The 13798-nt window shown below is 71.0% G+C and carries 11 protein-coding genes; 4 read left to right on the top strand and 7 right to left on the bottom strand.

The genetic code is table 11. The annotated features are described in order from the left end of the window. Positions 1–34: 34 nt before the first annotated feature. Positions 35–448, top strand: coding sequence for a YkvA family protein (locus BC793_RS46320; protein WP_109603035.1), 414 nt, complete (start codon positions 35–37; stop codon positions 446–448). A gap of 25 nt (positions 449–473) precedes the next feature. Here BC793_RS46320 and BC793_RS46315 read toward each other — a convergent pair whose 3' ends face one another. From BC793_RS46315 to BC793_RS46290, 6 genes are all read right to left on the bottom strand, one after another. Next, on the bottom strand, positions 474–1112 hold the full coding sequence (locus BC793_RS46315) for an ATP-binding protein (RefSeq protein ID WP_109603034.1): 639 nt from the start codon (positions 1110–1112) through the stop codon (positions 474–476). An 86-nt stretch (positions 1113–1198) separates the two neighbouring features. Next, positions 1199–4267, bottom strand: coding sequence for a hybrid sensor histidine kinase/response regulator (locus BC793_RS46310; protein ID WP_239170723.1), 3069 nt, complete (start codon positions 4265–4267; stop codon positions 1199–1201). Positions 4268–4347: 80 nt separating this feature from the next. Then, entirely contained in the window at positions 4348–6648 is a 2301-nt protein-coding gene (locus BC793_RS46305) for a putative bifunctional diguanylate cyclase/phosphodiesterase (RefSeq protein ID WP_109603033.1), read from the bottom strand. A 164-nt stretch (positions 6649–6812) separates the two neighbouring features. After that, a complete protein-coding gene (locus BC793_RS46300) occupies positions 6813–7388 on the bottom strand; it encodes a hypothetical protein (RefSeq protein ID WP_109603032.1) in 576 nt (191 codons plus the stop codon). Further along, entirely contained in the window at positions 7385–8728 is a 1344-nt protein-coding gene (locus tag BC793_RS46295) for a hypothetical protein (RefSeq protein WP_109603031.1), read from the bottom strand. The genes BC793_RS46300 and BC793_RS46295 overlap by 4 nt, the downstream gene beginning before the upstream one ends. After that, entirely contained in the window at positions 8725–9441 is a 717-nt protein-coding gene (locus BC793_RS46290; RefSeq protein WP_109603030.1) for an ATP-binding cassette domain-containing protein, read from the bottom strand. The genes BC793_RS46295 and BC793_RS46290 overlap by 4 nt, the downstream gene beginning before the upstream one ends. A gap of 240 nt (positions 9442–9681) precedes the next feature. On the opposite strand from BC793_RS46290, the gene BC793_RS46285 reads away from it, so the two are divergent. From BC793_RS46285 to BC793_RS46275, 3 genes are all read left to right on the top strand, one after another. Then, a complete protein-coding gene (locus BC793_RS46285; RefSeq protein ID WP_109603029.1) occupies positions 9682–10863 on the top strand; it encodes a sensor histidine kinase in 1182 nt (393 codons plus the stop codon). Next, on the top strand, positions 10860–11522 hold the full coding sequence (locus BC793_RS46280) for a response regulator (RefSeq protein WP_109603028.1): 663 nt from the start codon (positions 10860–10862) through the stop codon (positions 11520–11522). Before BC793_RS46285 ends, BC793_RS46280 begins: the two co-directional genes overlap by 4 nt. 188 nt (positions 11523–11710) lie before the next feature. Beyond that, positions 11711–12991, top strand: coding sequence for a lactonase family protein (locus BC793_RS46275; RefSeq protein ID WP_203896646.1), 1281 nt, complete (start codon positions 11711–11713; stop codon positions 12989–12991). Between the two features lie 63 nt (positions 12992–13054). Here BC793_RS46275 and BC793_RS46270 read toward each other — a convergent pair whose 3' ends face one another. Then, the gene (locus BC793_RS46270; RefSeq protein ID WP_109603026.1) at positions 13055–13648 is read right to left on the bottom strand and encodes a hypothetical protein; all 594 of its coding nucleotides are present in this window, start codon (positions 13646–13648) and stop codon (positions 13055–13057) included. Between the last annotated feature and the right edge of the window lie 150 nt (positions 13649–13798).

The raw sequence follows: 13798 nt of genomic DNA, 5'->3' as shown, positions 1-13798 counted from the left end.
TGTACTCGGCCGACGCCCGTACAGTCGGATTCTGATGGACACCGTGTGGAAGATCGCCATCGGCGCCGGGGTCGGGCTGGCCGTGGTGTGGCTGGCGCTGATCGCGGCGTTGCTGCTGGCCGGCCGCCGCTACGAACGACCCGGGCTCCGGGAGATGCTGCGGCTGCTTCCGGACCTCCTGCGCCTGCTCAAGCGGCTCGCCGGCGATGCCGACCTGCCTCGTGGGGTGCGGGTGCGACTGTGGCTGCTGCTGCTCTATCTCGCCGTACCGATCGATCTGATCCCCGACTTCATCCCCGTCATCGGTTATGCCGACGACGCGATCATCGTGGCGCTGGCACTGCGGTCGGTGGCCCGCCGCGCCGGGCCGCAAGCGCTGCACCGGCACTGGCCCGGCACCCCGGCCGGACTCGCCGCGGTACTCGGTGCGGCCGGTATCCGCCTCTGACGTAGCGAGAGGGGACGGCCGGCCGTCAGGGTTCGCGGGGGCCGGTCGGTTCCGGGTCGTCCTCCGCGGGGTCCGGGCCGGTGGCGATCCCGGGAGGTGGTGAGGGACCCGGGGCGGTGGTGGCCCGGATGAGCACGCCGGGCGAGATCTCGACCTGGACGTTCCCCAGTTCGTCCGCCACGGTGGTGACCGGCGGGCCGCCCGGTGCGGTGGGCGGGAGGCAGACGGTGACGGAGACGGTCACCCCGCCGGGCCCGTCCGTGATCAGCATGGTGTCGGTGAGGTGCCGGGCCAGCCAGAGGCCGCGTCCACCGGCCGTCTGCAGCGACGGCGGGCCGGCGGGTGCCGGCACCCCGTCGGGGAAGCCGGGTCCGTGGTCGACGATGTCGCAGAGCAGGGTGTCACCGTCACGGCGTAGTTCGATGCGGCCGCGGCCGCCGCCGTGGCGTACCGCGTTGGTGGTGAGTTCGTGAACCGCGACGACGAAGTCTTCGAGTGCCTCACCGGTGAGGCCGCAGGCGCGGGCGCTGTCATGGACCGCGTGCCGCAGCGACGGGAGCTGCGCGGCGGTGAAGTCCTGTACCAGTCCGCCGCAATCCGCCGCGGCCAGTGGAAGATCGACCGCGTCGACGGCCTCGCCGGCTGCGGGCTCCCACGGGTGCATGGCGGCCCCTTACCCCAGCGGGATCACGGGTAACCCCGAGGCAGTCTTTCGGCGTGTCGTCCGACGAGGCCGTCAGACGCTGGACGTCATGTCCTGGCGCCGAATTGGTCGGGGGCCGGGCGCAGGACCGGTGAGGTGCCCGCCTGGTGCAGCACGACACGGACGCGGTCGAGCAGTTCGTGGCTGGTGAAGGGTTTCTCGACGAGAGTGACGCCGTCGGGCAGGGTTCCGTTCTCGGTGAGGACGGGCTCCGCGTAGCCGGACATGTAGAGCACCGGTATGCCGGGGCGGCGCCGTTGGACCTGGGAGGCGACCTCGTTGCCCATCATCCTCGGCATGATCACGTCGGTGAGGAGCAGGTGAATCGGGCCGGGGTGGGTCTGGGCGAAGTGGATGGCCTCGGCGCCGCCGGTGGCGGCGAGGACGTGGTACCCGGCGCGGGTCAGAATACGGGCGGTGATCTGCCGCAGATCGTCCTCGTCCTCGGCCATGAGGATGGTCTCGTGTGGTGACGTCTCGGCGGCTGGTTCGGCAGCCGGGACGACAGCGGCTACGGAGCCGGCCCGGTCGGTCGTTTCGACGGCGGGCAGGAGGATGGTGACGGTGGTGCCGATGCCCGCTTCGGAGTACAGGCGTACGTCGCCGCCCGCGGCAGTGGCGATGCCATAGACGGTCGCCAGCCCCAGTCCGGTGCCGGAGCCCTTCGGTTTGGTGGTGTAGAACGGCTCGAAGGCGCGTTCGATGACGTCCGGTGGCATGCCGGTGCCGGTGTCGCTGACCCGGAGGCGTACATACCTGCCGGGTCGCACGATGCCGCTGGTGGTGTCGTCGTCGGTCAGCTCGGCATTGCTCGTGTCGATGGACAGGGTGCCGCCACCGGGCATCGCATCGCGGGCGTTGACGGCCAGGTTGAGCAGGATCTGTTCGAGCTGGCCGGCGTCGGCGTGGATCGGCCACAACTGCCGGTCGGCGCTGGTGATGAGGTGGATGTGCTCGCCGAGCGAGCGGCGCAGCATCTGCTCGACGTCGCCGACGACGTGGTTGAGGCTGAGCACGGTGGCCTGGGTGATGTCGCGCCGGCCGAAGGCCAGCAGTTGCTTGGTCAGTCGGGCGGCACGTTCGGCGGCCCGGCCGACCTGCCCGAGATCGGTGCGGACCTCGGCCAGCTCGGCCGGATCGAGGGCGGGCCTGTCCAGGGTGTCGAGGACCATCGCGGTGTAGTTGCTGATCACCGCGAGGATGTTGTTGAAGTCGTGGGCCACGCCGCCGGCGAGTTCACCGAGGCTCTCCAGCCGGCGGGCGTGTTGCAGGCGGCGTTCGCCAGCGTCGCGTTCGGCCTGGGCGATCAGCCGTTCCCGTTCGGCCTGGGCGATCAGGCGGTCGGTGACGTCACGGATGGAGGTGGTGACGATCGTGCCGCGGTCGGTGTCGACGGAGGAGAGGCTGATCTCGGCGGGGAACTCGGTGCCGTCCTTGCGTACGGCGGTCAGTGCCGCTCCGGCGCCCATCGGCCGGTTGCGGGGGTGGGCGAAGTAGCCGTCGCGGTGCCGCACGTGCGGGGTACGCAGCCGTTCGGGGACGAGGAGGTCGACCGACCGGCCGAGCAGTTCGTCGCGGGGGTAGCCGAACAGGCGTTCGGCCTGCGCGTTGATCAGCGTGATGGAGCCGTCTCGGGTGACGCCGATGATCGCGTCCGGGGCGGCTTCGAGAAGTCCCTCGAACATCGCCTCGGCGCGCTGTCGCTCGCTGATGTCGCGGGAGATCGACGCCACTCCGGTGATCGCGCCGGTGGCGTCGGTGATCGGTGACAGCGTCAGTGACACGGTGACCGTCGTGCCGTCCCTGTGGCGGCGGGTGACCCGGTGCTGGTCGATGTTCTCGCCGGCGGTGATGCGCCGCATCAGCTGTTGCTCGGCCTGCTCCTGCCCGGATGGGAACAGCAGGGACGCATGCCGGCCGAGGACCTCGTCGCGCCGGTAGCCGTAGAGCTGCTCGGCTCCGGGATTCCAGCTGGTGATCACCCCGCCGAGGGTCTTGCCGATGATCGCGTCGTGGGACGATTCGACGATCGCGGCGAGGCTTTCGCGTTCGGCCAGCGTCTGCGCCCGCCCGGCCAGCGCCGCGGCGTGACCGGCGAGTTCGGTGAAGGCCTCGACGTCGTCCTCGGCGAACAGGCTGCGGCAGCGGTTCAGCAGCAGCAGGGCGCCCCGCCCGCCCGGCGCGTCCACCGCCGTCGCGGTCACGAACCGGGTGTCGGTGGCCTGAGCGAACATCACCGCCACCACCGGCGGACGGGTCCATCCCGCCAGGGCGTCGATCGGATCGTCGGCGGCCAGTAGCTCGTCCAGTCCCTCCTTCGTGCATTCGAGCGTGCTCACCGGCCGGGAGACGCAACCCACCACCCGGACCGGCCGATCCGGTCCCGGCATCAACACCAGCACCATGTCCGCGCCGAGCACCGCCGTGGCGTCGCGGCAGTAGCTCTGCCACGTCCGGGTCGGCTCGTTGGCGGGTACGGCCAGCAACCGGCGCATCGCCGCGTGCGTGGCGCCTCGGGCCCATATCCGGCGCACCGCACGCGGCGGTACGAAAGCGAACAGGTACAGCACACCGGAGAGCACGGCGAGCGCTCGCGGTCCGATCACAGCGCCGGTCACGGAGATCAACAACGCCGCGCCGAACACACCGGTCCCGGCGGACGCACACCACAACCGGGCGCTCGCCGCACCGCCACGCCGCCGGGCCTCGGCGGCGAGAAGCCACGCCGCGACCAGTTCCACGACGAAGAACACCACCACCGCCGGCCAGACCGCCGGTCTCGGCACCGGCCGTGTCGCCGACGCGAGTACCGGCACGGCGCTGAGCACCCACACTGTCACGGCCACCGGCAGACACCAGGACGGCAACGGGCGCAGCCGACCGACCAACCGCAAGGTGAAGACCGGTTTGGCCAGCAACAGCCCGATGGCGAGGATCATCACCGGCCGCGGTGGCGCACCCACGAACAGGCGGACGACCCCGAGCACGAACAGCATCGCGACCGAGGCGAACATCCACATCACGTCACGCAGCAACGGGTCACGGTGCCTCAGATATCGCCATGACACCCACAGCAGGACGAACACGAACAGCGAAGTGACCAGGATCAGCGCCATGACACCCTCTGTCCCGCCGATAGGCGCCCTCATATCAGGGCAATAACCTTCAGGTTATGACAAGTTGAGGCGAGCAATGCTCAGAACGGTGACTGACTCACCTCCCTTATCGGCACCTGCCCGAACTGCCCGGCGGTGAGGTTGGTGGCGGGCATCGGGCGGGCGAAATGGTAGCCCTGGCCCCGGTCGCAGCCGAGTTCCTGCAGCAGGGTGGCGTGGAATGCCGTCTCGACGCCTTCGGCGACGGTCGTCAGGCTCAGGCTGCGGGCGAGATCGACGACCGTACGGACCAGCGCGATCTGCCGGTGGTCGTCCTCGCCGGCGGGCATCAGCGATCGGTCGATCTTCAAGATGTCGACGGGCAGGTCACGCAGGTACCCCAACGACGAGTAGCCGGTGCCGAAGTCGTCGATGGCGATCCGCACACCGTCGGCACGTAACGCCTCCAGATGGGCGAGAGCCTGCGCACTGCCGGTGCCGGCGCCGATCAGGATGCCTTCGGTGATCTCGAGGGCCAGCGCGGTGGCGGGCAGACCACTGTCGGCCAGAATGCGCCGTACCTTGGCGGTGAACGTGTCGTCGGTGAGCTGACGCGGGGACACGTTGACGGTGAGCGTGACACCGTGCTCACGGTGCCAGGCGGCGGCTTCCGAGCAGGCACGGCGCAGCACCCACTCGCCCAGCGCGATGATCAGGCCGCTCTCCTCGGAGGCCGGGATGAACCTGTCCGGCCCGATCGGGGCCTCTCCCGGCGGCAGCCAGCGCACCAGTGCCTCCACCGCCACCGTCCGGAACGTGCCGAGGTCGACGATCGGCTGGTAGTGGACGGCGAACTCGTCGGCGTCCAGCGCCAGGCGCAGCTTCGCGACGGTCTCGATGCGCTCGGACTGGCGGCGGCGCAGCGTGCGGTCGTACCAGATGACGCAGTTCTTCCCGGCCGTCTTGGCGGCGGTCAGCGCCATGTCGGCATCGCCGAACAGGTGCTCGCCCTCCGCGGTGTCGCCGGGACCTCGCACGCCGACGCTCGCCGTCAGGTGCAGGGTGTACCCGCACACGACGATGGGCAGGCGCAGCACCTCCGCGGCGGCGTGGGCGCGGACCTCGAGGACCTGCTCGTCGGAGGCCGCGACGAGGACGGCGAACTCGTCGCCGCCGGTGCGTGCGAGAAGGTCACCGGGGCCCAGAACGGTATGCAGGCGCTGGGCGATCAAAACGAGAAGTTCGTCGCCGGCGCGGTGGCCGAGCCGGTCGTTGACGTCCTGGAAGCCGTCGAGGTCGAGCATCACCAGCCCGTACGGGTCCCCGGACGCGATCCGGGCCTCCAGGACGCGCCGGTTCGGCAGATCGGTCAGTACGTCGTGCTCGGCGAGGTGGCGCAGCGACTCCTGCAGCGCCGCCTGCTCGTCCAGGGCACCGGCCAACGAGGTGGCGTGCCGCTGCAACTGGCGCTGGCTGTTGGTCATCCGCACGACCAGCAGCAGGGCGACCAGCACGGTGGCCGTCAGCGGCACGCCGACGTCGTAGAGGTCGAGCTGCCCTTCGTCGGCGTCCTCCAGCAGCGCGTATCCGGTTGCGGCCGGGCCGACGAGCACCAGCAGACCGTGTACGACGGCGGTGCGCCAGCTGCCCGCGATCGGGTCCGGTTCGGCCGGGTGTGCCGCGGACCCCGGGTGCAGCGCGGCGACGCCGGGCAGTGCGAACCCGATCAGCCACGCCGTGACGCTCCAGCCGGTTCCCGACCACGAGCCGCCACCGGCGACCGACAGGAAGTGCGGGATGTCCGCCGCGGTCAGCAGCACGGTCATGGCCAGCAGCAGGACATGGGTGTGCCGCAGTCGCCGCTGGACGACCAGCAGCCGTACCGCCATGGCCACCAGAAGCAGATCGAGCAGCGGATATGCGGTGGCGCCGCTGAACGTGTAAGCGCCGTCGGCGTCGACGATGTACGGGTCGTAGAGCCCGGCCCACGCCAGCGTCGCGCCGGTGCACGTGACGATGCCGGCCTCCGCCATGCCCGCCCACCGGGAACTGCCGGCCGCACGCTCGGGCAGCACCGCCAGACCGGCGGCCAGCAGCGGGTACATGGCGAAATACACGCCGTCGACCGCCGAGAGTGCCGGGCTGCCGGACACGCTGACGTGCACCGCCCACACCGTGTTGGCCGCCGCTCCACAGATCAGGCCGGCGGCCAGCAGCATCCATCCGGCCGGGTGCGCCGGCCGGTGCAGCCGGACTCCGGCCAGGATGCAGACGGCCGACCCGAGACCCACCAGCGCGTACGCGCACTGCTGCCCCGCCGCACCGAGATGGGGCGCCAGCAGCGCGATCGCTGCCGCCGCCACCAGCCAGGCGTGACGGGCGTACGCCTCAGCCGGCCGCATGGCGCACCAGGCGGCGGGCGCGGACCACTGCGGCCCTTCCCCACGCGGGAGGCCGTCCGCCGATCGTCGAGGTCCCGCCCGTCCCGGCGACTTCGCTCACGCTGATTCCTTCGGCGCGAACACCGCCGTGTTGAGTGAAGTCACCAGAAGGCCTCCTGCCGGTGTCAGCGGGGACTGCTCCGGCCGGGGCCGTGCGTCACATACCCGGCCGCACCGGTGACCGCGAAGACCGCAGCGGTCGTCAGCGCCGTACGGCTGTCCGCGGACTGGCCCGCCCAGGTGAGCAGATGCAGCGCGAACGGCTCCGGCACGGCCGGGATGCCGGCGGACACGCAGCCCGTCACGACCGGCAGGGTCCAGGCCAGCCGCCGGCCGAACAGCGCCGCGGCCAGGGCGGCGAACCCGGTGAAGCCGGCCGCATCGCGCAGGACGACCGCGACCGGAACCGTCGTCACCGCCGTCACCACCACAGCCGCGACCACGAAGATCGCGGCCAGGTGCAGCGCGCGGCGCGGTGCCCAGCGGATCGCCGCGGTCGCGTCCAGGGTGCTGTCCGGGCCGCCCAGGCCGTGACCGAGGACGGCGATACCCAGCGCCAGCGCGAGGGCCGCGGCCGTGACGGCATGCGGCGACCCGGCCGGGCCCGCGCCGAACCAGGCGACGGCGGCCATGGCCGGTATCGCGCACAGGACCCCGGCCGGTACTTCACGGGAGCGCAGGAACAGCGCGACGGCCGTCACCGGCCGGCTCCGAGACCGAGGGCGGCAGCCTGGTCGCCGCAGGTCAGGCCGGCTGTGCGTACCGCGGCGACACGGCGTTGCTGCTCGTCGGCGGGTAAGGCGAGGAGGGCCTTCCACATCGTGTCGCGGTGGGCCTGCTCGGCCGGGGCGACAGTGGGACCGGGCACCGGGTGGCTGCCGGCGAGCCAGGCGGCCGTCACGGCCCGGGCACGCAGCACGTCGAGGTGGTCCCCGGCGCTGTCGCGGTGATCGCCTTCGCGGACGCAGAGCGGAGTACCGGCGCCGGCCAGGATCCGGGCGGTCAGTTCGGCGGCGTCATCGGTGGCGATGAGATTGTCGCTGTCCAGCCACGCTTCGGCGGTCGGCTGCCGTCGGCCGAGGTCGGGTACCGCTTCGTGGACCGAGGTCGGCGCGTTCGGCAGTCCGCCGAGCAGACGCAATGCCTGGCGGGCCGGCGCGACGAGGGCCGGTAGCCGTCGGCTGTGGGCCGCGGTGACACAGACCCGTGGTCCGCCGTCGTCGGTACAGACCTCGGCGACCGCGGCCGGGTCGACCGGGAAGGCGGCGACGGTCAGCATCGGGGCGGCCAGCACCAGTCCGAGCGCCGGCGGGACGACGGCGAGCAACCGTACGAGCCGGTTCGTCGCGAGGAACAGCACCAGCCCTCCGGCGGCCAGCCCGCCGAGCCACCAGGCCTGACCCGCGCTGACGGCACCGTCGACGGCCTGGAACTCGGAGATCGTGCTGGTGAAGTAGGGAAGCAACAGCGCCGCCCCAGGTTTCGTGGCGTCCTCGAGTTTGGTCGCCTCGATCGCCGCGAGAAGTCCGGCGAGGCTGCCCACGCCCAGCACGGCCGGGGTGTACGCGTACGGCAACAGCCGGCCGATGCCGAGACCGAGCAGTCCCGCCGCGGCCAGGGCCAGTACGCCGACGGCGGTCACCGCGTACCAGCCGTGGCCGGGATAGCCGGCGGCGGTGGCGACCTTCGGTGCCCCGGCGGCGAGGACGAGCAGGTAGCCGGCGGCCAGGCTGAAAGCCGTGGCCAGGGCGGACGGCCGCAGCCGCCGCCATCCCGGCGCGGGTGTGGTGCCGAGCAGTTCCTCGACCCGGCTGCGCCGCTCCCGGCCGGCCTGCCAGGCGCCGGCGGCCAGAGCCAGCGGCCAGAGGACGACCAGCATGATCCGCTGGAAGACGGCGAGCAGGGTCCACTGCTGATCCCACAGGCCGGTCTGTCCGGTCAGAGCCGGCACGTAGAGTCCCGCCACACCGATCACCGCTGTCGCGGTTCCGGCCAGGAGCGCACCGGACCGACTCAACTCGATCTTGAAGATGCCGGTCACCAGGCCACCGCCGATGCCGTCCGGTGCCGTTCGATGAGGGCCGAGTAGCCGCGTTCGATCGGGCTGTCTCCGGCGTCACCGGGACTGCCGGCCGCGGCGATGCCGTCCGGCGTGCCGTGGAACACGATCCGGCCGGCGTCGGCCAGCACGACGCTCGTGCAGGCCGCGGCCACATCCTCGACGAGGTGGGTGGAGACGATGACGCAGCAGTGTTCGCCGAGGTCGCGCAGCAGCGCCCGGAAGTCGAGTCGCTGCTTCGGGTCCAGGCCCACCGTCGGCTCGTCGAGCAGCAGCAGGTCCGGTTCGTTGACGATGGCCTGGGCGATACCCGCACGGCGCAGCATGCCGCCGGAGAGCGCCTTCATCCGGGAACCGGCGCGGTCCGTCAGGCCTACCCTGTCGAGCGCGTTGCGCACGGCCCGGCGGCGCCCGGTGCCGGGCACCTCCTTGAGCCAGGCCATGTACTCGACGAATTCCGACACGGTGAAGCGCGGGTAGTAACCGAACTCCTGGGGCAGGTAGCCGAGGGAGCGCCGTACCGCACGCAGGTCGGGCTGCCCGCCCATCGGCTGCCCGAGCAGCTCCAGCCGGCCGGCGGAGGGCCGCAGCACGGTTGCCACCGCCCGGATCAGGGTGGTCTTGCCGGCCCCGTTCGGGCCGAGCAGTCCATGCACGCCGATACCCAGGCTCAGGTCGACGCCGTTGACCGCCATGTGCCGGCCCGTTCTCACCCGCAGGCCTTCAGCCTGCACTGTCGTCGCCACGATCGTTCTCCGCTCATCGTCCGGTGCGGCTTCGATCCTGCGGTGGATCAGTGGGGGTACGCCTCAGCCGTGTAACCGAGCGCCTTCGCGGTGGCTCGGCCGAAAGAACGAGGACGTCCGGGTACGGGTGTCGTACCGTGGCCTCCTGTGTTGATCATCTTTCCGGGACGCCCGGGCCCGCAGCGAGTGATGGCAGGCCTGTTCGCCGTCGTGGTCGCGGGCCTGGTCATCGTCGAGGGACTGGACGGCCCCACTCTGCCCGCCAGAATCGGCATCGTCGCGAGCGGACTGTGCGCGGTCGCCGTCCTGCTGCTCGCCGAGGCCCGCCCGTCCGCGGTCGCCATAGCCGCGGCCGTGTCCGTCACGGTCTCACTGGCCTGTGTGCTGGTACCGGCGATGCGCCCGGAGCACACCTTCGGCATCGTGGAGTTCGCCGCCCTGTCGGTCGCGGTCATCCGCCTGGTCATGCAGCATCCGATCGTCAGGGCGGCCGGTCCCGCCGCCCTGACGATCCTCGCGATCGGGCTCCTCCCGGTGCGGGTCTTCCTCCATCCGATGAACGTGCGGACGCTGTCACAGGACGGTGGCCTGGTCGCCATCGTGCTGGTCGCGTGGGTTCTGTTCGTCACCATGCTCGGCCTGTACCTGCGCATGCTGGAGCGCCGCAGAGCCGACGCCGACCGGCTGGCCCGGCAGTACGAGCGCCTGGATCATGCCCGCGACCTGCACGACTACGTCGCCCACCACGTGACCGCGATCGTCGCCCAGACACAGGCGATCAGGTTCGTCACGGGTTCGGGCGCCGCACCCTCACCGGAGGACCTGGACACCATGCTGGCCGACATCGAGAAGGCCGGCGGTCAGGCCCTCACCTCGATGCGTACGCTCGTCGGCATCCTGCGCGACGAGACGCCCCCGGCCGCGCCCACCGAGGACACACTGGACGAGATGCTGACCACTGTGACCGGCACCCTGCCGTCCGGATACCCCGTACCGGACATCGCCGTCGACGAGTCGCTGGCCCACCGGCCGATGCCCGCCGCCACCCTCGACGCGGCACACCACACCGTCCTGGAGGCACTGACCAACGTGCTGCGACACACGACCGGGACGACACGGATCGACATTCAGGTCCGGCCCCTCCCCGATCGACCCGGGCTGGCGGAACTCTCGGTCCGCAACGACGGCAGGGCGGGCCCCTCTCCCCTACCGGCCGGCGGCTTCGGCCTGACCGGGCTCAGCGAGCGGGTACGCGCCGCGGGCGGCGAGTTCTCGGCCGGACCGGTCGCATCAGGCTGGCAGGTCACCGCGATCCTGCCGGTCACCGAACAGACGTCGAATTCCCGATCACGCGTGCGGGGACGACGATGACCATTCGGCTTCTGCTGGCCGACGACCAGGACATGATCCGTACGGCGTTCCGCATGATCCTCGGCACGCAACCGGACATCGAGGTGGTGGCCGAGGCGTCCGACGGCGAGACCGCCGTCGAACAGGCCCGCCGGCTGCGTCCCGACGTCTGCCTGCTCGACATCCGGATGCCGAAACTCGACGGACTCGAGGCGACCCGCCTGCTGGCCGGCCCGGCCGTCCGCGAACCACTCAACGTCCTCATCGTCACGACCTTCGACCTCGACGAGTACGTGTACCGCGCGCTGCGCAACGGCGCCTGCGGCTTCCTCCTCAAGGACACGTCACCCAACCTGCTGGTGGAGGCCGTCCGCGCGGCCGCCGCCGGAACCACGCTGATCTCACCGGCGGTGACCGTACGTCTGCTCGCACACCTGGCCCCACGCCGAGGGGCCGAACCCGAGCCACCCGAGGCGCCGCCCACCGAGCCACTCACCGAACGTGAACTCGCCGTGGTCCGGCTGGTGGCGCACGGACACACCAACGACGAGATCGCCGGGCGCCTCTACGTGACACTCTCGACGGTCAAGACCCACCTGGCGAACGTGCAGCGCAAACTCGCCGCCCGCAACCGCGTCGAGATCGCCGCCTGGGCCTGGCGCAACGAGGTCTGCTCCTAGAAACCGACCGGCTGACCCCGAGAAGCCGGCCGGGTCAGCGACCGGCCGTCCGCCCGCCGCAGCCGGATGCCGTGCGGCGGGAAGGATTACGCAGTCCTTACGACCGGCTCCACGGTTCAACCACGCTCAACAGCAGTGCCGTACCGGATGACGACATGCACCGCTCGTTCGTCGGAGGTAGGGCAGACATGCGTAGGAGAGCCGGCATCGGTATGGCAGTGGGCCTGTTGTTGACGGCCGGAGCCGTGTCCACGGGCATCGCATCGGCGCATGAGAACCCGGCCGGCAAGCAGTCCCCAGCGGCCCGGGGCGGTGAGGCGAAGGGGCGCGACGGGATGGTCTTCGTCCAGACGAACGACCCGGAACACAACTCGGTCCTGGCCTTCCGGCGCGCCGCGGACGGCAAACTGACGCCGGCGGGTGAGTTCCCGACCGGGGGCCGCGGTGGCGCCCAGAAGGACAACCCGTTCGACCCGCTCGCGTCGCAGGAGTCCCTCGTCTTCGACCGCCGGAACAACGTGATGATCGCGGTGAACGCCGGCAGCAACTCGGTCACCACCTTCCGCGTACGAGACGGCAGACTCACCCACCCGCGCACGGTCGCGTCCGGCGGCGACTTCCCGGTGAGCATCGCCGTCTCCGGGCGGACCGTCTACGTTCTCAACGCCGGCCGCGACACCAACGTGACCGGCTTCCGGCTGGGCCCCCATGGGCTGCGACCGCTCGCGGGATCGACTCGTAAGCTCGGCATCACCAACGCCGCCGTGCCACTGTTCACCGATTCCCCGCCCCAGGTCGGGTTCAGCCCCGACGGCCGGCACCTGGTGGTCACCACCAAGAGCAGGAACACGATCGAGGTCTTCGCGGTCTCCCACGACGGGATGCTCTCCGCGAAGCCGGTCACCACCACATCGGCCGGGGACGTGCCGTTCTCGTTCGTCTTCGACCGGGCCGGCCATCTGCTCGTCACCGAGGCCGCCAAGTCCGGGGTCACCTCGTACACGCTGCGCAAGAACGGCACCCTCGACGTCATCACACCGTCGGTGGAGTCGGGCCAGCAGGTACTGTGCTGGATCGCCCGGGCCGGGAGATTCTTCTACGGCACCAACCCGGGCAGCTCCACCATCAGCCTCTACACGGTCGACGGTAAGGGAAAGGTCAGCCTCGGCGGCAAGGACGGCGTGATCGCGGCCGCCGGCGGCCCGGAAGCGATCGCGGAAGTCGCCGCTGCGGCCGCGGCCGCAGCGGAGGACCCGGACGCCGCACCGGCCGAGGCACCCGGAGCGGGTCCGATCGACCTGGCCGCCACGGCGGACGGCACCTTGCTGTACGTGCAGAACACCCTCGCGGGCACCATCGAGGGATTCCGGGTCGGCCCGAACGGCGACCTCACCCTCGTCGAAACCGAATCCCACGGACTGCCCGTCTTCGCCGACGGGTCCGGCATGGAGGGTCTGGTCGTCTGGTAGCACGCGGACCGTACGCGGGCGGCCGAGGACCTGCCTCACGCCCGCGTACCCCTGCCGGTGGGTTTATCGGTGCTCGGGCACGTCGAGCAGGGCGACCGCTTCGGTCAGGAGCCTCAGTGTCGCGATCCGGTTCTGACCCGCGATGCGCCATCGACCCATCGAGATGGCGTCGACGGTCTGTTCGATCGCCTCGCGGGTGTAGTCGATCGTCGACGCGTCGATCAGCACAAGGCACTGATGCTCGTGACCGTGGGCGCGGCGCAGGGCGCTGCCGACCTTGATCAGGGCGGCGCTCGCCGCGCTGAGGGTCTGGGCGACTTCGAGCCGCTCCTGGTCGAGATTCATGGTGGCGCAGTGCACGCCCATCGCAAGGGCGGTGATGAGCCGGCCGGCGACGTCGCCGGTCCACACTGCCGGTGTCGTCGCGGTCGGGGCCGGTGGCGCGGTGACCTGCTGAACCAGGCCGGCGATGATGGCGTCGACCATCGCGGCGTCCAGGGTCAGCTGTGTGACGGGTAGCCCGGGATTGCGGGTCTGCCAGAGTTGGACCAGGGCGTCACGGATCGCGTAGGGCGGCACCGACCTGTCGTGGTCGGCCAGCAGATCCACGATGGCGGTGACGACGGTGTCGAGGTCGCTGCCGACGTAGCTTGGCATACCGCGAATTTAAGCCGCCCGGCCCTGTCCTGCCCCACGGTCGAGTAAACGGCGGCTAATACTGCAACCCGGTGTTGCGACTTGAGCAGCGGTCGCTCGTTGACTGGTCATGTTGGGTGGGGCGGTGCTCGCGGAGTGGCAAGCGGGTCT

Origin of the sequence: Actinoplanes xinjiangensis, from assembly GCF_003148685.1 — a bacterium.
In the GTDB taxonomy this organism is placed as follows: domain Bacteria; phylum Actinomycetota; class Actinomycetes; order Mycobacteriales; family Micromonosporaceae; genus Actinoplanes; species Actinoplanes xinjiangensis.
Note: the sequence above shows the minus strand (reverse complement) of the source record. Positions and strands in the feature narration are given on the sequence as shown.

Excerpts from the sequence above, each read along its gene's own strand:
- BC793_RS46285 (WP_109603029.1), top strand. The coding sequence starts at position 9,682 with ATGGCAGGCCTGTTCGCCGTCGTGGTCGCGGGCCTGGTCATCGTCGAG.
- BC793_RS46310 (WP_239170723.1), bottom strand. The coding sequence starts at position 4,267 with ATGGCGCTGATCCTGGTCACTTCGCTGTTCGTGTTCGTCCTGCTGTGG.
- BC793_RS46290 (WP_109603030.1), bottom strand. The coding sequence starts at position 9,441 with ATGGCGGTCAACGGCGTCGACCTGAGCCTGGGTATCGGCGTGCATGGA.
- BC793_RS46270 (WP_109603026.1), bottom strand. The coding sequence starts at position 13,648 with ATGCCAAGCTACGTCGGCAGCGACCTCGACACCGTCGTCACCGCCATC.
- BC793_RS46320 (WP_109603035.1), top strand. The coding sequence starts at position 35 with ATGGACACCGTGTGGAAGATCGCCATCGGCGCCGGGGTCGGGCTGGCC.
- BC793_RS46280 (WP_109603028.1), top strand. The coding sequence starts at position 10,860 with ATGACCATTCGGCTTCTGCTGGCCGACGACCAGGACATGATCCGTACG.
- BC793_RS46275 (WP_203896646.1), top strand. The coding sequence starts at position 11,711 with ATGCGTAGGAGAGCCGGCATCGGTATGGCAGTGGGCCTGTTGTTGACG.
- BC793_RS46305 (WP_109603033.1), bottom strand. The coding sequence starts at position 6,648 with ATGCGGCCGGCTGAGGCGTACGCCCGTCACGCCTGGCTGGTGGCGGCG.
- BC793_RS46315 (WP_109603034.1), bottom strand. The coding sequence starts at position 1,112 with ATGCACCCGTGGGAGCCCGCAGCCGGCGAGGCCGTCGACGCGGTCGAT.